This is a genomic window from Mesorhizobium sp. WSM4846 (assembly GCF_055811415.1).
This window is the reverse complement of sequence record NZ_JBVVPZ010000034.1, coordinates 12,470-29,381: the sequence shown is the minus strand read 5'-3', so window position 1 is coordinate 29,381 and position 16,912 is coordinate 12,470. Positions and strand designations below refer to the sequence as shown.

Sequence of the window (16,912 nt, the reverse complement as noted above, 5' to 3'; positions counted from 1 at the left end):
TGAAGGCAGAACGAATTATGAATCCTCTGGGGTAACAATATTTTCCAGAGCACGTTTTCACCTGACGTTCTTTTCTTATTAAGCTATTTGGATCGAAGGCCGCCCGCAACGCAGCTATTCCAATCGAGCGGTAGTTGTCCGAGAGAGATCTATCCTCCCCTCAGCCTCATTAGGTTTCTGGTTACGAAAGCCTTCGGGCCAAATGCTCGCAAGTCGACAACCAAGGTCCATAGCATCGCAATCGCGAATTGCGTTCGAAATTGACCCTTAAACGCTTTACGTTTTCGCGCTTGCAGCTCCAAACTGCGCCATTCACAGGCACCGGTATCCGCCTAAACTATCATAAGGAAAATTTATCATTACAAGACGTTTCTGTATCTTATGAGCTGCCTTCTGTGCGAGCAATTTTCAACCTACAGACGGAGAGGCAAGGCAATGATTGGGAACCAATGCTCTCCAGGAGCCCACAAAACCCGAGAAAAATCTATTGAAAGAAATATTCTTTCCGATACGATAAATGCGGAGCGTCATCTGAGGCCGTAGTGGGTTCCATGACGCACGCCGGCTATGCTGCGGTCGGTCGCTCATCTTACTGCCGAGGTTCCCTAGCAAGAAGTCTTTCTTGAAAACGAAATGAGTGTAAGGACAGCTTGTATGCATGATAACCAAATCAAAGTGATAGATGCAGAGAGCACGATAGCTGGCTTGCCACTTAAGGCGCTCGTCGATGAACTACAGACCGCCTTTACGCAAGGTTGTATCGTGCCAGTGCGTCATCATCACACCATCGCTAAGACGGCAGAGCCAGATGCAACCCTGCTCTTGATGCCCGCTTGGTCTAACCCAAGCGACGGCGAGCAGTTTCTTGGTGTGAAGCTAGTCACAGTCGTGCCGGGAAACAGGACACGCGGGGTGGCTGGACTAACCTCAACATACGTACTCTACAGTGCGGTAGACGGTCGCCAACTAGCTTTGATGGACGGAAACGTCATCACCTCAAGACGCACAGTCGCTACTTCCGCGTTGGCCGCCCGCTTTCTCGCTCGTGACGATGCGCGGTCATTGTTAGTTATCGGCGCCGGTCGGGTGGCGAGCCTCATCCCAGATGCCTATCGCGCAGTGCGGCCTATTGAGAAAGTAGCAATCTGGGACATCAATGTCGATAATGCTCACGCGCTCTCACGGTCGTTGAATGACAGGGGAATCGCAGCGGAGGTTGTAACGGATCGAGAACAAGCAATCAGGCAGGCGGATATTATAAGTGCAGCTACATTAGCGACGAGTCCGATTATCCGAGGAAATTGGATCAAGAGCGGCACCCATATTGATCTCATTGGCGGTTTTACACCGCAAATGCGTGAAGCTGATGACGCGGCGCTAGCTATCTCTAGGGCATTTATTGACACCGACGAAGCTTTGCACGAGGCGGGCGACGTCATTCAACCTATCCAGGCCGGGATTGTGGGTGAAACCCATATCCAAGGTACTTTGGCAGATCTGACAAAAGGTCTTGTTCAAGGTCGTACAACACCCGTCGAAATAACCTACTTCAAGGCAGTCGGATCCGGTCTTGCCGATCTCGCAGCCGCTAAGATGGTTTACAAAGAATTCTGTGCGCCCAGCTCGCGTCGCTCTTAAGGCTTAGCCGACATACGATCGTGCCGCACAATGGTCCCTTTAGGGACCGCGGCGCGTCGGAGAACGGCAGCTGCTGCCCAAGTCGCGTCGAGGCCATCATGAGTTAGTCCCGTTCCTCGCCCATTGCCGCGGCTGTCGGCGAGGAGGTGAAGGGCTGTTGTCGTGGTTGATTCACTGACCGACGATGCAAGCAGCGAGGATAACCACGTGTCCATTCATCGGATGGAGATTGTGAGTGGGACGGGTCGGCGTCGGAGCTGGTCGACTGCGCTGAAGGAGCAGCGGAGCTGCGGTCCCACGTTAGCACGGGTTTCGACACGTCCCGCGGCGCCACCGAGCCAGCATATCCTTGTTGCCAACGACGAGATCTGTAGCGGGGCGTGATTAGATGCTCCCCGACAAGCTTAAAGATTCGCCCGGAACCGCTAGAGCGCTCATTAATTTCACAGACCCATTCTTTCCTATTGGAAAAACGTTTTATTGTAGTGTATAATGGATCGTGTCGACTAGGGAAGGTCGGCAAGGCATGAGCTTCTGCTCAGTAAGAGGTTTTGGTTCAAGTTTCGAACAAAACAACCCTTCGAGAAAGGGGTGCTCAAGAATTCGCTGGCTAAGGCCGATGACAAGCCTGCAGGTGGCCGCCGGCGGGCCGGTGCAAATCAAGGGGCGGCTCGTTTCAGCCATGCAGCAGTCTCGCCGCTACTGCCTTTGTGAGTTGACCGGGACGCTTGCTATTCGAGGTTCAGCGGGCGGAGCAGACGCAGCTATCAGCCAAGGTCGAGCTATTGAAAGCGAAGTTCAATAAGAGCAAGGATCAACGGCGAGATCGGTCCTTTTGCTAGCGTTCATCTAAAAAGGAGACAGGATGTCCACCGCAGATTTGTATAAAGACAGTATTGTCATCGATCTAGTTGCGCCTCTGCTCGCAGCAGAAAGAGAAGGAACAGTGGAAAAGATCGAAGACTTTCGACGCGGTGGGGTCACGGTGGTCGGCCCAACAGTCGCCGTTGAGGAGGACTTCGCTGGCGCCATTTCCAACATTACGAACTGGTATGGTTGGTTCAACGAGCATTCCGACCGCATACGGTTGGTCCGCAGTGTCGCCGACATTGAACAGTGCAAACGGGATGGCAAAACGGGTATCTTGTTTCATTTCCAGAACTCTGTCGCGATCGCGCAAGATCTGAGACGCCTGCACATCTTCCACGCTTTGGGGGTCCGAGCGATCCAACTCACATATAACCGCAGGAACTTTATTGGAGATGGATGCACGGTTCCGGAGGATGCTGGCCTTTCAGACTTTGGCCGCCGCGCAATTGCCGAGATGAATAAAGTCGGCATTGCGGTTGATCTATCTCATACGGGATATCGTACAACGATGGAGGCTATTGAACACTCAACCAAGCCCGTTATGTTCTCCCACTCCAACATTGACGAGATTTTTCCCTCCAAGCGCAACATCAATCGTCACCAGGTTCGAGTGGTCGCCGCGAAACGAGGAGTGATTGGTCTCAATGGATGCGAGTACTTTATTAAGGTGGGACGAAAGTCGACTGTTGATGATCTGATCCGGCACGCAGAATTCATCGCCGAAGAGGTCGGAACGGACTACATCTCTGTCGGGCTTGATCACTTCTGGGGTCATTCTCCGCACATGTCGCCGGAACAACAAATTAAGCATTATGCTGACGCTGTCCGAAGCGGCCGGTTAGATCCGGACACGTGGCCTGCTCCACCCTGGGCCCACGCAAAGGGAATCGAAACACCTCAAGAAACCGTCGAGCTCGCAGAAGCCCTTGCCCGGAATTCATTTTCCGATGCTGATATCAGAAAAATTCTCGGTGGCAACCTCATGAGATTCTTCCGCGAGGTCTGGATCGCGTGATCGCAGCAACAAGGTCGATGCAATACCTTTTCGCCATTTATATGAGGACACTATGAAGATAAAGATGTGTGAGGTGTACGGATACACTCTCAGCTACGCCCACGGTGAATACGTAATGTCTGGGGGCAGGATAGCCACCACGCAACTCTCAACCGTGGTACGCCTTGTCACAGACAATGAGCTTGAAGGCTGGGGAGAAGTATCCACGCTTGCTGGCACGTATCTGCCCAGCTTCACTGGCGGCACACGGGCCGCTCTTCAAGAACTTGCTGAGGGTCTCATCGGCCTAGATCCGCGTAACATCTCACGGGTTTGGCAGATGATGGAATCAAGATTGTTGGGCCAGCAAAGCGCAAAGAGCGCTATTGATATCGCGTGCTGGGACCTGCTGGGAAAATCTGTGGATCTTCCCATAGCCACCTTGCTTGGCGGCGTACTTCAGGAGGACTTCCCGCTCTACGAGGCCGTACCTCTCGGCAGCCCTGCAACAATGGTCGACTTCGTCGCGAGACGATCTGCAGCAGGTATCCGCACGTTCCAGCTTAAGGTTGGTAACAATCCCTATGAAGATGCCGAACGGGTAAGGGAAGTGGCCGCAGCAGCGGAAGCTGGGACGACTGTTATCGCTGATTCAAACGGCGGATGGTCCCTTCAGAATGCGCTTATCGCGATCAAAGCTATGGACGGCCTCGATGTCTATGTTGAGCAACCCTGCCGTGACCAAGAGGATTGCGCTCTAGTTAAAGCCACGACTGCTCTCCCAATGGTCATGGATGAGTCAGTAGTGGGCGTTGCCGATCTCTACCATGCGAAGTATCGCGCGGGCGCAGGATCAGTGAACCTTAAACTGAGCAGACTCGGGGGGATTACGCCTCTTGCGACCATGCGGGACCTCGCCCAAAGCCTGGGCCTGTCCGTGACGATTGAAGATACATGGGGCGGAGATATTACTACTTCCGCTACCGCGCAAGTCGCTGCAAGCACTCGCCCGGAGCTCATGCTGAGCACAAGCTTCTTCAACACATGGACGAATGAACATATCGCTAGAAACCCGCCCCGCAGTGCAGATGGCCGTGGGATTGCACCAACCGGTGCAGGTTTGGATATCGATGTTGATTTGGCGCGCTTGGGTCAACCGCTATTCAGTGTGAGGTAAGTCTCGACACCGAGCTTTTGATGCGCGCCGTGCCGCCGTGCATGGCGTGAATTCAAAAAATGCCTGCAAGGGCTAGGAAATCGTATTGGAAGAAGAGGCTTGGAAGCCGAGAGCATCACGGCGATGCAATCGTCATCGATACCGCGGGATCCTCGCCAGTTGAACCTGATGTTCGACTCCAGACGGATCGTGGAATTGGGCATGGCTGTGCAACCAGTGCTCACTTAGACGGTCGATCCAAACCGAAATGGTGAACACCGGCTGCCAATGGGCAGGGCGTGGGCAACACGGCTGGGACCGTGTCGATGGCAGCCGGTATAATCCGGAATTTCCGAAACTGTGGTTGCGAAAATCACAATTTTCCTTTAAGATAAATTTGCACAGGAAGACACGTACAGCGTGCCTCCTTCAAGGTTCCGATTGATGGCCAAGTTCAAGAACAACGGAATGGACGCTCGTGTGAGTAAAAGCGCAACAGAACTCCATGACACTGCGCTCATCATTGATGCTGTTAGTCCACCTCTGGATGATCAAGAGCGCATAGCAGATTGTCGCGCCGGCGGTCAGAGGGCGCGCGGATTGGGATCCGCCTCTCATCCAATAATAATGAAAAGCCTGTGACCCAACCCGTCCTGTCCGTTTCGCATCTGGTCACCTCTTTCCGAATGGGAGGGCACTGGAATCCGGTCGTGAATGACGTTTCGTTTGAGATCGGACCGCGCGAGACTGTCGCCGTGGTCGGCGAATCCGGATCCGGCAAGAGCGTGACTGCGCTCTCGATCATGCGGCTCAATGCGCCAGGCCGGAGCAAGGTCGAAGGGTCGGTCAGGCTTGAGGGCAAGGAGCTGCTCAACCTGCCAGATGCCGAGATGCGCCGCATCCGGGGCAATGAAATCGCGATGATCTTCCAGGAGCCAATGACTTCACTGAACCCGGTGCTGACCATTGGCTTCCAGATCGCAGAAGCGCTGATCCTGCATCGCGGCCTATCACGTGCCGAAGCTGAGGCGGAGACCATTCGACTATTGGAGAAGGTGCGGATCCCGACCGCCAAGTCCCGCTTGCACGAATATCCACACCACTTCTCGGGCGGCATGCGCCAACGCGTGATGATCGCGATGGCGCTGGCCTGCAAGCCGAAGCTGCTAATCGCCGACGAGCCGACTACGGCCCTCGACGTGACGATCCAGGCGCAGATCCTCGAACTGGTCAAGGAGCTGCAGGAAGAGGAGGGTATGTCCGTCCTCTTCATCACCCACGACATGGGCGTGGTCGCCGAGATCGCCGACCGAACGGTCGTCATGTACAACGGCCAGGCGGTCGAGGCCGGACCGACCGAGGACATCTTCAACAGGCCCGACCACGCCTATACGCGATCGCTGCTCTCGGCCGTTCCGAGGCTAGGCTCAATGAAGGGTCGCATACGGCCCATGCGCTTCCCTGTTGTCGACCGCACTACTGGCTTGTCCGACATGCCGGCGGAGGTGCCGGATACCATTGAGGACACCGAGCGCCCCGTCCTAGAGGTCGCCGGCTTGACCAAGCGCTTCGAGATCCGCTCTGGTCTGTTTTCTTCGGTCAGGGGCCGGGTCTTCGCGGTCGAGAACGCCTCTTTCAGCATTCAGCGCGGCGAAACGTTGGCATTGGTCGGTGAATCCGGCTGCGGTAAGTCGACAACCGGCCTGTCGGTCATGCGGTTGACGGAGCCGCTCTCGGGCTCAGTGCTTCTTGACGGGATCGACGTGCTGAAGCTCAGCCCTAGTGAATTGCGCGAGCACCGCAAGCGCGTGCAGATGATCTTCCAAGATCCGTTCGCATCGCTAAATCCGCGAATGAACGTCGGCATCGCCGTTGCCGAGCCGCTACTGATCAACAATCTCGCCAACCGTTCGGAGGCACACGACAAGGTCGCCGATCTCCTGAAGCGCGTCGGTCTTTCGCCAGAAATGGCAAGTCGCTTCCCGCACGAGTTTTCAGGCGGCCAGCGCCAACGTATCTGCATAGCACGAGCGCTCGCGCTCGAGCCGCGGTTGATCGTAGCGGATGAGGCTGTTTCGGCTCTCGACGTCTCTGTAAAGGCACAGGTCATCAACCTGATGCTGGAACTGCAAGCCCGTATGGGGATCGCATATCTTTTCATCTCGCATGACATGGCGGTGGTTGAGCGCGTTAGCCACCGGGTCGCGGTGATGTATCTCGGTGAGATCGTTGAGATTGGTCCGCGCGAAGCGATTTTCCAGAACCCGCAGCATCCTTACACCAAGCGGCTGCTCGCGGCAGTGCCAATCGCCGATCCCGCGCGGCGCCTGCAGAAACGACCGGTCTCGAATGACGAGATAAAGAGTCCGATCCGATCCGCAGACTATATCCCACCCGTGCGCCAGTATCGTCAGGTCTCGTCAGGCCACAGCGTCATGAACTGGGGTGAGGAGTGGGAGAGCGGGGACGCTCAGGCGCAACAGCCTGACGGATATAGAAGACCACAACTCCAGAAAGGGAACTGAAATGACTGGCATATCCAATAGTAGGACGCTTTCGCGTCTCGCTCGGCCTGCTGCAATTGCTGCATTGTTCGCTGGCGTGCTTTTCGCCGGCACGGCGATGGGCGATACGCTGCGTGTTATTTCAGATGGCGATTTGAAAACCGTCGATCCTATGCTCACAACCGCTGATTTAACAAAGGTGCATGCCGCCCTGATCTACGACAAACTGTTCGAGCCCGATGAACATGGTGCAGCTCAACCGGCGTTGGCTGACAAGGTAACAGTTAGCGCCGATAAGAAAACCTACACGATCTCGCTCCGTCCTGGTCTGAAGTTCTCCGACGGCACTGCAATAACGACCAATGATGTGGTCGCGTCGCTAAAGCGCTGGGCATCTACGGATCTGATCGGAAAACTGTTCTCAGCTAGACTCAAGCAAATGAGCAGCGTCGACGATGTAACGCTACAAATTGAAATGGCGGAGCCCTTCGATGTACCTGCTGCGTTAGCTGGAGCGACAGGAAACATTCCGTTCATATTGCCGCAGCGGATTGCATCTTTGCCACCAACTGAATCTCTGAAGGATGCAACTGGCTCTGGCCCATACATGTTTGACCTTTCGACTTGGAAGCCCGGCCAGCCGCGGGTGTACTCCAAGAACCCCTACTATGTTCCGAGGAGCGACGCAGCCAGCTTTATGTCCGGCAAAAAGGAGGCTGTCTCCGACAAGATCGAGATGAGCTATATCCCGGATCCGAACACCGCCATGGCGGCGATGCTGACGGATCAATACGACATCTGGCTTCAACCACAGGTGGATAATGCAGTTGCCATGAGGAGTGACAGCAGATTCGCTGTCGAAAACGGAGTTTGGTGGCAGTTCAACATTCGACCAAATATTTTGAATCCTCCCTTCAACAACGTCAAGGCACGAGAGGCACTCACATATTTGATTGATCAAAAGGAAATTGGCCCTCTGGTGGCAGGAGATCCAAATTTGTGGCGCGAGTGTTTTGCGATCTTGATGTGTGGCAGCCCCCACGGCAACGAAGCCTCTTATACAGGACACCGCGGTGCGCCGGATTACGAGAAGGCCAAACAGCTACTGACGGAAGCTGGCTACGACGGCGAGCCGATCGTAATTCTCGAACCAACAGATTACGCTCCCTATCACGCAGCCGCCCTGTATCTGGCGCAGCAACTCCGAAAGATCGGTGCACAAGTCGATTTGCAATCCATGGACTGGTCGACTCTAACATCGAAGCGTACGTCGAAAGCACCGGTCTCGGAAAGCGGTTGGAATCTGATGATATCGAGTCTGGACTTCCCAAGTGCTTCGTCCCCGATCAAGCATATTCATCTGGCTTCTACTTGTGACGAAGCTTGGTTTGGGTGGCCATGCGACGAGAAACTGGAGGATTTGAGGGCCGCGTTTCTTCGTGCAACAGATGACACCGAAAAGAATAAGATTGCCTTCGACATCCAGACGCGTGCATCGGAATATCTGCCCTTCGTACCGATTGGAGAGTCTTCTCAACCGGTCGTCCGTAGGGCCGAAATTGAAGGCTTCGACGCCGATGTAGCGGTCTTTTATTTCTGGAACGTTCGTCGATCCAGCAATTAATGGCCTCATACCCCGGACTTAAGAGGCGAATATGATCAGATACATCATTACCCGAATTCTTTCGCTCATTCCTATCGTCGGGGTAGTGACAGCGGTTGTATTTGGGTTGGTCTATCTAAGTCCGGGCGATCCGGCAGCGATCATGGCGGGCGATTATGCGACGCCCGCTCAGATTGAGGCCATCCGGGAGCGATTTCAACTCGATGCTCCGGTTGTTACTCGATACTTTCTGTGGCTGGGTGATGCCCTGCACGGCAACCTTGGTGTGTCGCTCTTCTCCGGGCAGCCGGTGATGAGTCTAATCCTGTCGAGTGTCGAGCCGACGATCACGCTCGCGACCACGGCGACCCTGATCGCGGTGGTTGTGTCTGTGCCGCTGGGGCTGCTGGCGGCACATCGACCGGGGACGGTTCTGGACCGGTTCGTCCTCTTGTTCTGTGTAGCGGGCATGTCGGTTCCGGTTTTCCTGATCGGGTATCTCCTGATCTTCACTTTCGGCGTGTCACTTGGTTTGCTGCCGGTCCAGGGTTTCGCAGGCATCAGCCAGGGAATTGGCGAGCTCGCGCGACACGTGGTGCTTCCGTCGATCATGTTGGGATTTACCCAGACCGCTTTGATCGCTCGTATTACACGAGCAAGCGCCATCGAGATATTTGGCCAGGACTTCATCCGGGTTGCGAGGGCGAAAGGCCTGAGCGAGTTTGCGATCATTACGCGGCATTGCCTAAGGTTGGTTGGTGTTCCGATCGTCACGATTGTCGGGACTTCCTTTGCAGCCATGCTGGGCGGAGTTGTTATCACTGAGACCGTGTTTGCAATTCCCGGTGTCGGACGGCTTCTGGTCGAGGCTATTCAGCATAAGGACATCCCCGTTATCCAGGGTGTCTTGCTGCTGAGCGCAATCGTCTACGTTGCAATAAACCTGATCGTCGATCTCACGTACCCGCTCATCGACCGCCGAATAAAATACACCTGAGGAGTCGAAAAGTATGGCACTCAACAAAATGGCCAATCGATTGCGGTCGTGGAGAAATTTGCGCTCGCCGGGGGCCGGGCCAACCGCTGCATTCCTACTGCTCCTGGTAGTCGTGGCATCCTACTGCGCCCCCTACATCGTTGACACTGATCCCTTGGCGATCAACCCGGCGTACAGACTAATGCCACCCAACTACGAACATGTACTTGGAACTGACATGTTTGGGAGGGATGTGCTGACCCGTGTGCTCTATGGTGGGCAGATATCGCTTGCAATAGGAGTTGGCACTGCGGCATTGGCGATAGTTGTAGGAACCATCATTGGTCTCGTCGGTGGCACGAGTAGGTTGACTGGTGCCGTCTTGATGCGGTTCATGGACGGAATCATGGCAATACCGGGTATTCTGCTTGCAATCGCGTTGGCCACGATATTCGGAAGTGGTATCTTAACAGTCATTATTGCTTTGGCAGTCCCCGAAGTTCCTGTTGTCGCACGTTTGGTCAGAAGCCTTACGCTGACTCTTCGCGAACAAGTGTTCGTCGAAGCAGCCCGATCGTATGGTGCTAGTACGATCCGGCTGCTCTTCAAGTACATCCTGCCAAACGCATTGGCACCGATTGTTGTCCAGGCGACATACATCTGTGGATTGGCTATTCTATTCGAGGCCTATCTCGGCTTTGTGGGTGTTGGTGTTCCACCGGAGCACCCGAGTTGGGGCAACATCGTTGCCGAAGGACGTAGCTTCGTGTTGGTAGCGCCGCATCTGATATTGTATCCGAGCGTCGTGATCGCAACCGTCGTGCTCGCAATCAATCTCATAGGGGATGGCCTTCGCGACATGCTTGATCCGCGCTTCGCGCTACCCGACTAAGTCTACCGGCAGGAACGCTGCAGCGTGTTTGTCGTTACGCGCGAAAGGACCTCGGCCGCAAGGCCAGCGCCGATGAGGCTACGCAAATTGCGCAGGAAGAGCCAAAATCAAATCGAGGGCGCGCCGGCCGCACTCGGTGCTCAGGGCTACCTCCCCAGTAACCGCTGTGCTCAGTCCACGGCTTTTGACTAGTGCCCGTCCATAAACGGCAGCTTCTTAATTTGTGTAAGCGCTGTTCCGGCGGCACCTTTCGCGCGTGGATGTAAGGGACGATGTTCGACGCTTTGAGGGCTTCGACATATGACGATTTCAGAGTTTACGTCTTAACTCCAGGGGCGAGGAACCGGACCGTCGGCTGGAGATCTTCACTGGTTCGGGTCGGCGGCGTGAGTGGCCGCCGGAGGAGAAGGCCCCGGATAGTGGCGGAGAGCTACGAGGCCGACGAGACGGTTTGTGCTGTGGCACGCCGGTATGGACTTTCCCCGCAGCAATTGTTCACCTGGCGTCGGGCTGCTCGCCGGCCGATGGTGAGACAGCGATATCGGAATCCATATTCGTGCCGGCAGTGGTGACGGCGGCGCCTCGGAAGCCTGCGGCGAAGCATCCGCCACAGCCAAGGAAGCGGGAGCCGGCTCGAAACGCTGGTGTGATCGAGCTCGAGATCGACGGCATCGCAATGCGGGTGGGTCGTGGGGCGGATTCGAAGACGGTTGCAGCGGTGATCCGCGCGCTGGAGGGCGACGTCGTGATCGGGCCAACGGGAGCGGTCAAGGTCATGGTGGCGACGAAGCCGGTCGACTTCCGCAAGGGAGCGGAAGTCTGGCAGCGCGCTCGTGCGCGAGGCGATGGGCGCGGATCCGTTCTCGGGCGCGGTCTACGTGTTCCGGGCCAAGCGGGCCGACCGCATCAAGCTCGTCTACTTCGACGGGACGGAGGACGACGCCATTGCTGATCCCTAGACTGCGCGCGATGACGCGTTCCGTCAGGCGCTTGTGATCTTGGAAGATCTCGACCACCCGATGGGTGAGCCGGACCTGGGTATTGCGGCCGATCAGCCAATGCGGAACCGAGCACCTTGGCCGTCTTCCATTCGGCATATCGAACGGTGCCGCCTCAAGACTGCCCGCTCGATCTCCTAGAGCAGTTCGAGGTGGCTTTTGCCGACGTGGCGCGTCGGCCGGCTTTGGCGAGCGGAATAAACCACGTTGATGGCCCGCCGTTCTCGATGGCGGCGAGCGGGTAAGATTTGTTTCTTTTCGCGATGACCATTTCACAGCCCGCCTCCATGGCAATCCTTGTTGTCACCATGCCACCCGAACTGTGGCGAGCGAGCGAATGACCCGCGATGGCCTCTATCTCGGGGGTAATGAATCGCACCTCTGTCACCAGACGGGCCAACGGGTTGTCGTGTGGGTCTTCCGTGAACAGGCCATCTACGTTCGAAAGCATGAGCACGTCGGCGTTTACCATCTGCGCGACCGGTGCCGCCAGCCGATCATTGTCACCAAAACAAGTCTCGGCCGTTGCGGTCGTGTCGTTCTCGTTCATAATGGGTACGGCTCCAACTTTGAGAAGTTGTTGAAGGCTCGACCCTGCATTGAGGCCGCGATGCTGGTTCTCTATATCTTCTGGTTAATAATAGTTGGCCCAGGCCAAACCGCCAACCAAGAGATTATCGATGCATCAGGCTTCCTCGTTTTGAGCGAGGCATCCTGTAGCCAGTTGCGTTGTCGGCCGAAGCGTCCAGCACCTCCGAAAACGTTGCTCACGATCGCCTGAAATCGCTGCTCACGATCCGCGAAATCCTTGCTCACGATGCGGTGAAATCGTGGTCACGTTCGCCTGAAATACGCACAAACCGCCTCCGTGCGCTCCCGGTCATTGCGCGGCGAGAGCGACAGGATGCCCATGGCCGCGCGAAAACCCTGTTCCAGCCCAATTGCGCATCATCCGCTCGACCAGGATAGCGGCGTTGAGACCATCCTGGTCGAGCGGATGATCAGGTTGGCTGTGTCGTGTTGGAATGGCGCCACGCTCGTTGGGTATGTGAGCGTTGACGGTGACGTGGCCGGAGAGCTGCGAGCGCCGAACATGTTGGCGACGCGCCGGATCAGAGACGTAACACGATTGAGATATTCCCAAGGCCTATGAGGTTTTAAACTCTGGTCATAGGCAAACATGAGTCGAACCTGACCAATCGCGATGGCCGTTTGCTTCTCCTCAACTCGCAGAGATCTGTTCAGATTATTGAAGTGTTGTGAGACAACCGCCACAGCACTGGAGGTGACAATGATCACCTGCTGCCCGCGTGCGAAAAATCGGACGATATCCTCTATTAAGGTCTCAAGCCAAGGACCGCGTATCTCTCCAGTCTCCGCATCGGCAATCAGTGCGGAGCCAATCTTCACGATCAGCCGGCGAGCCGAAAGCAATCGGACCGGGCTCGTTATTGTTGCCGTTGAATGTTACTGCGCTAGACTAGAAGTGAAGACATGCCTCTTCAATCTCCCGTTTCCTGAGCGTCAGGGCCTTCTCGCGCCGAAATGCTTTCAACTGCCCAGAACCGAATATAGGCATCGTCGTCGACCTGCGTCTCTCTCATGCCCTCAAATTGCACCAATGTTCGGCGAAGATCACCTGCCATCTGGCGCCACCTCCCGTGAGAGGTCGGTGATTGCCCCTATTCGTCAAGGGGCGGAAATGGTGTGATGGACCAGCTGATTAGGTCGACAGCCCGCTCAAGTATCGCCTTAGTCTCAGTAAGGCTGGGCGAAGCAGCGACGACATGGCCGATGTAGTCTCGATAATCGCCTTTCCTGACAATCGGCGTCTTGGGTCCAACATAAAACTTAACCTCGGTCACACCTGATAAGGCAGCCGCCCGACGGTCGCCACCAATCCAATCGAGGGTACCATCACGATCGGGAACCAGGGTCCGCGTGGCTGCAGTGTGCGAATGCCTTCTGCGCAAATTCCATTCATCGCCGATGACAAGCTTGACGTGCTCGGTGATGAGATCAACACCGTAAGCCAGCTGAACCAGTTGAGGATCGGGCGCGCCAGCAAGGCGCGGATTGGCTTCAATGACGACTGCGCCACGCTTCGTCCACCGGAATTCGATGTTCGTTGGCCCCCAGCCAAGGCCGAGAGCTCGCAAACAGCTCTGAGAAACATCGCTCATATGCTCATGCTCGTGATCGGTCAGCGGAGCCGGGAAGGTCGTCTCGCGAAAGAGGAACTGCGGTGGGGGGCCGAAGTCAGCGGCGGCAATCCCAATGACCTCATTTCCCATTATCTCAGCGCAGTAAAAGGGGCCTTGTGCGAATTCTTCGACCAGGATCCTTGGCGAGGACCGCCACGAGTGCTTCCCGCCCAACAGATAGGTCGTATGTTCGGCTAACTCATCGACGTTCCGGCATAATCGGACGCCACTGCTGCCGCTGCCTACAGCTGGCTTAAGGATCACCGGCAGGCCGATCTCCGCGGCAGAGCGTTTTACGTCCGTTGCATTCGCGGCCAAGCGATAAGCAGGTACTGGAACACCGGCCTCCGCAAGGAGCTGACGTTGAGTGAATTTATCGCAGCATCGTTCAATCGATGCGGGGTTCGGTCCCGGTAGATCGAAGTACCGGCAGAGCTTGCCGATTGTCGCATAGATGGACTCATCGTGGTCCGTAAAGCCGGTGATGCCAGCAATGTCGTAGGTCTCACGTAGCCGAGAACATTCGCGGATCAGCGCATCGAGATTGTCTGTATCGACGCAGATTGAATCAAGCCCTTCCGCCGCCAGATAGTCGTATTGAGCTGGATTAGAGGACAGGGTAATTGGATGGAGACCGAGACGACGGGCCGCTTGAACGTACAGCAGACCATTACCCCTTGCATGGCCTTCAACTAGGATGAGCGCTCTTCTTTCCATTGGGGTTGACCCTCCGTTGCGGGTTGTGCGGCGATCTGAGTGGTGAACAGGCATCAACTTTTTACCCTGCCTGACCTCAGACTTTGTGGTGAACGTACCATTTCAGCTATTTGCGGTGGCAAAGATTCTGTGAATTAAGTTGAACGATATGTTGCGAAGCCTTGATCGCCGACGGTCTGGCGCGGAGCGTCTCGATGAATTTCGGATATTGCGATGTTCAAGGGAGCCAGCTTGACCAGTTATTGATCCTGTTTTTTCTCTACATCGTCATGGGTATGGGGCGCAGATCGGCAGGATTCCCAGATCTGTGCTATAATTCTCTTTGTTTCCTGGGTTGACGTAATCGGGTAGTACGATAAGATATTTGGGCACCTTCCATCCCTATATCGAGGGTGTCTACTTCACTTCGCCCAGGCCGCAGCGCGCCGGTGTTCGACCCGCACTGCAAGGTGGCCCCCCAGATTTGCTACGATGCAAGTTTCCCTGAGCTTACGCGCCTATATGCAATCCGCGGCGCGGGTTGTTAACTTGGTGATCTCGGCGGGCCCATCCGGCTCTCATGAGGGCTGGGCCAACACCTTACGCGAGCGCTCGACGGAGAATGTAATGTGGACAGCCTATTGCAATACGGTCGGCAAGCAGAAAGACTTCTCCTTCTTCTTCGGCGGAAGCTAGATCGTCAATCCTTTCGGGCAGATCGTTACCGAAGCGGAGGTTGACGAGGAGGATTTCCTGGTGGCCACCATCGATTTGGAGCAATCCTTTCATAGGCGGCGGCATGCGATGACGTTCCGAGACGTCCAGCCATGGCTGCTTAGCGAATTGGCCGAGGCCTCAGTCAATGCCGCATGAAGATGCGACCGGCTTGACAATCGGGGGATCGAGGGAAGGACTTGCCCCGACGTGTAAGATCGGCGCGCAAGTAAAATGGGCAGACTCTTGCTGAAATCGGAGTTCGTGTCGGACTATCTGCTTGCCCTCGCTCGAAGGTCGCGCGCGGAGGACGGCGCATAATCCCCAGGTCGCCGCCGTTCTCGCTCTGTTTTGGTTTCAGCTCACCGTGGGGTGGATTTCCCCCCGACCGCTGGATCGCACGCAGGAGCTTATGATGAGGACACTTGATGGTCCGCGTCATCCGAGTCGCGATTGGCGACCGCAGATGAAACGGAAGAATTCAGATATTTTCTTGCGCAACCGGCACCAAGGCGCGTTAGCACTTCCTGTGGATTGACGCCAGCGGCCGCTGCAAGGTTATCGACGGTGAAATCTTTACCCAGCAATTCCACAAATCTACCTGGACCACAAAGCCCCTCAGGTACGTCTGTTACGTCTATCGTTATGTATTCCATGGATACTCTTCCGATTAGAGGAGCCGTACATCCAGCAGCCCGAACGTATATCTTGTTCGCGCAGGTCCAGGGAAGGCCATGCTTGTAACCGATCCCCGCAATGGCTACGCGGCTGGTTCGGGTCGTACGAAACGTCGCGCCGTATCCAACAGCCTCATGCCTTGCCACATTACGCACGTCGAGTATCTTTGCTCGGAGGCTGGCAACGGATTGCAGAGGGTTTGGCTGAATCCCAGCGTTGTTGAGCCCGTACAGTGCTGAGCCCACCCGCACCATGTCGAAATGATAGGATTTACCTAGCCACACACCGGCGGAGGCAGCAAGGCTGCCACGGGTGGGCTGAAGCAGATCGTAGATTGCCCGGAAGCGGTTCCTTTGCAATGCATTAGTCGGGTCCGCAACGCAGTCGCTGCATGCGAGGTGACTGAGTACGGCCGAAGGACGATGCCTTTCGAACATACCAGAAACGCACATGCGCCGCACGTCGGCAAAAGCGAGCCCAAGGCGCGCGAACCCCGTATCCACGTTGAGAAAGTATGGTTGCGTCTCCCCTGTGGCACTGATAGCATCCAATTCACCGCAATTGTTCACAACGGGTATGAGGTCGTTGGAGCGATAGCATCGGCTAAACTTCGCAAATTCATCGCAAAACACCGCAACTGCCACGCCTGGATAGGACGACCGTAGAAGCAGCGCTTCGTGCAGATTGGCGACAAAGAGCAGATCGCAGCCGATATCAATGAGCGCCCCTGCGATCTCTACGAGACCAAGCCCGTAGGCGTCGCTTTTGACGACAGCGGCTACCCTTACGTCTGGCCCAACAAGGGCCGAGATGGTCTGGAAGTTCGCCTGTATCGCCCCCCGATTGATCTCGAATACGACACTGGCAGGCCGCTCTAAAGAAAACATCTTCTGCTCGCTCATAGTATCCAGGCCCGCTTCATAAAGCCTCAGCCTCTCGACGCGCACAACCCCCTACAGCCATACCAATGTTTCCATTGCAAACGTGAA

Annotated in this window: 11 protein-coding genes and 4 pseudogenes; 9 read left to right on the top strand and 6 right to left on the bottom strand. The window is 55.8% G+C overall.

The window, feature by feature from the left end:
- The first annotated feature begins 654 nt into the window (after positions 1 to 654).
- From lhpI to tnpB, 9 genes are all read left to right on the top strand, one after another.
- Entirely contained in the window at positions 655 to 1,638 is a 984-nt protein-coding gene (gene lhpI / locus AC0L15_RS24150) for a bifunctional Delta(1)-pyrroline-2-carboxylate/Delta(1)-piperideine-2-carboxylate reductase (protein WP_473497299.1), read from the top strand.
- Between the two features lie 865 nt (positions 1,639 to 2,503).
- Positions 2,504 to 3,523, top strand: coding sequence for a dipeptidase (locus tag AC0L15_RS24145; protein WP_473497297.1), 1,020 nt, complete (start codon positions 2,504 to 2,506; stop codon positions 3,521 to 3,523).
- Positions 3,524 to 3,575: 52 nt separating this feature from the next.
- Positions 3,576 to 4,679 carry a mandelate racemase/muconate lactonizing enzyme family protein gene (locus AC0L15_RS24140; protein WP_473497295.1) on the top strand — a complete coding sequence of 368 codons (1,104 nt, stop codon included), beginning with the start codon at positions 3,576 to 3,578 and terminating at the stop codon, positions 4,677 to 4,679.
- A gap of 665 nt (positions 4,680 to 5,344) precedes the next feature.
- Positions 5,345 to 7,183 (top strand): ABC transporter ATP-binding protein, encoded by a 1,839-nt coding sequence (locus tag AC0L15_RS24135; protein WP_473497343.1) that lies wholly within the window; start codon positions 5,345 to 5,347, stop codon positions 7,181 to 7,183.
- Between the two features lies 1 nt (position 7,184).
- Positions 7,185 to 8,786, top strand: coding sequence for an ABC transporter substrate-binding protein (locus AC0L15_RS24130; protein ID WP_473497293.1), 1,602 nt, complete (start codon positions 7,185 to 7,187; stop codon positions 8,784 to 8,786).
- A gap of 31 nt (positions 8,787 to 8,817) precedes the next feature.
- Positions 8,818 to 9,762 (top strand): ABC transporter permease, encoded by a 945-nt coding sequence (locus AC0L15_RS24125; protein ID WP_473497291.1) that lies wholly within the window; start codon positions 8,818 to 8,820, stop codon positions 9,760 to 9,762.
- 13 nt (positions 9,763 to 9,775) lie between these two features.
- The gene (locus AC0L15_RS24120) at positions 9,776 to 10,633 is read left to right on the top strand and encodes an ABC transporter permease (protein ID WP_473497289.1); all 858 of its coding nucleotides are present in this window, start codon (positions 9,776 to 9,778) and stop codon (positions 10,631 to 10,633) included.
- 272 nt (positions 10,634 to 10,905) lie between these two features.
- A complete protein-coding gene (locus AC0L15_RS24115; RefSeq protein ID WP_473497287.1) occupies positions 10,906 to 11,205 on the top strand; it encodes a transposase in 300 nt (99 codons plus the stop codon).
- Positions 11,206 to 11,466: 261 nt separating this feature from the next.
- Positions 11,467 to 11,592, top strand: a complete 126-nt coding sequence (gene tnpB, locus AC0L15_RS24110) for an IS66 family insertion sequence element accessory protein TnpB (RefSeq protein WP_473497285.1) — start codon at positions 11,467 to 11,469, stop codon at positions 11,590 to 11,592.
- Positions 11,593 to 11,604: 12 nt separating this feature from the next.
- Here tnpB and AC0L15_RS24105 read toward each other — a convergent pair.
- The 6 genes and pseudogenes from AC0L15_RS24105 to alr form a co-directional block, all read right to left on the bottom strand.
- A pseudogene (locus tag AC0L15_RS24105) lies at positions 11,605 to 11,816 on the bottom strand (IS21 family transposase); the annotation flags it as partial.
- A 134-nt stretch (positions 11,817 to 11,950) separates the two neighbouring features.
- Positions 11,951 to 12,181, bottom strand: a pseudogene (locus AC0L15_RS24100) (amino acid kinase family protein); the annotation flags it as partial.
- Positions 12,182 to 12,486: 305 nt separating this feature from the next.
- Positions 12,487 to 12,727, bottom strand: a pseudogene (locus AC0L15_RS24095) (IS21 family transposase); the annotation flags it as partial.
- A 113-nt stretch (positions 12,728 to 12,840) separates the two neighbouring features.
- A pseudogene (locus AC0L15_RS24090) lies at positions 12,841 to 13,041 on the bottom strand (glutamate 5-kinase); the annotation flags it as partial.
- A gap of 272 nt (positions 13,042 to 13,313) precedes the next feature.
- On the bottom strand, positions 13,314 to 14,552 hold the full coding sequence (locus AC0L15_RS24085; RefSeq protein WP_473497283.1) for an ATP-grasp domain-containing protein: 1,239 nt from the start codon (positions 14,550 to 14,552) through the stop codon (positions 13,314 to 13,316).
- Between the two features lie 1,103 nt (positions 14,553 to 15,655).
- A complete protein-coding gene (gene alr, locus AC0L15_RS24080) occupies positions 15,656 to 16,825 on the bottom strand; it encodes an alanine racemase (RefSeq protein ID WP_473497282.1) in 1,170 nt (389 codons plus the stop codon).
- Between the last annotated feature and the right edge of the window lie 87 nt (positions 16,826 to 16,912).

What these genes read in the sequence shown, in the direction of transcription:
- lhpI (WP_473497299.1), top strand. Translation starts at nt 655, where the DNA reads ATGCATGATAACCAAATCAAAGTGATAGATGCAGAGAGCACGATAGCT.
- AC0L15_RS24145 (WP_473497297.1), top strand. Translation starts at nt 2,504, where the DNA reads ATGTCCACCGCAGATTTGTATAAAGACAGTATTGTCATCGATCTAGTT.
- AC0L15_RS24140 (WP_473497295.1), top strand. Translation starts at nt 3,576, where the DNA reads ATGAAGATAAAGATGTGTGAGGTGTACGGATACACTCTCAGCTACGCC.
- AC0L15_RS24135 (WP_473497343.1), top strand. Translation starts at nt 5,345, where the DNA reads ATGGGAGGGCACTGGAATCCGGTCGTGAATGACGTTTCGTTTGAGATC.
- AC0L15_RS24130 (WP_473497293.1), top strand. Translation starts at nt 7,185, where the DNA reads ATGACTGGCATATCCAATAGTAGGACGCTTTCGCGTCTCGCTCGGCCT.
- AC0L15_RS24125 (WP_473497291.1), top strand. Translation starts at nt 8,818, where the DNA reads ATGATCAGATACATCATTACCCGAATTCTTTCGCTCATTCCTATCGTC.
- AC0L15_RS24120 (WP_473497289.1), top strand. Translation starts at nt 9,776, where the DNA reads ATGGCACTCAACAAAATGGCCAATCGATTGCGGTCGTGGAGAAATTTG.
- AC0L15_RS24115 (WP_473497287.1), top strand. Translation starts at nt 10,906, where the DNA reads ATGTTCGACGCTTTGAGGGCTTCGACATATGACGATTTCAGAGTTTAC.
- AC0L15_RS24085 (WP_473497283.1), bottom strand. Translation starts at nt 14,552, where the DNA reads ATGGAAAGAAGAGCGCTCATCCTAGTTGAAGGCCATGCAAGGGGTAAT.
- alr (WP_473497282.1), bottom strand. Translation starts at nt 16,825, where the DNA reads ATGAGCGAGCAGAAGATGTTTTCTTTAGAGCGGCCTGCCAGTGTCGTA.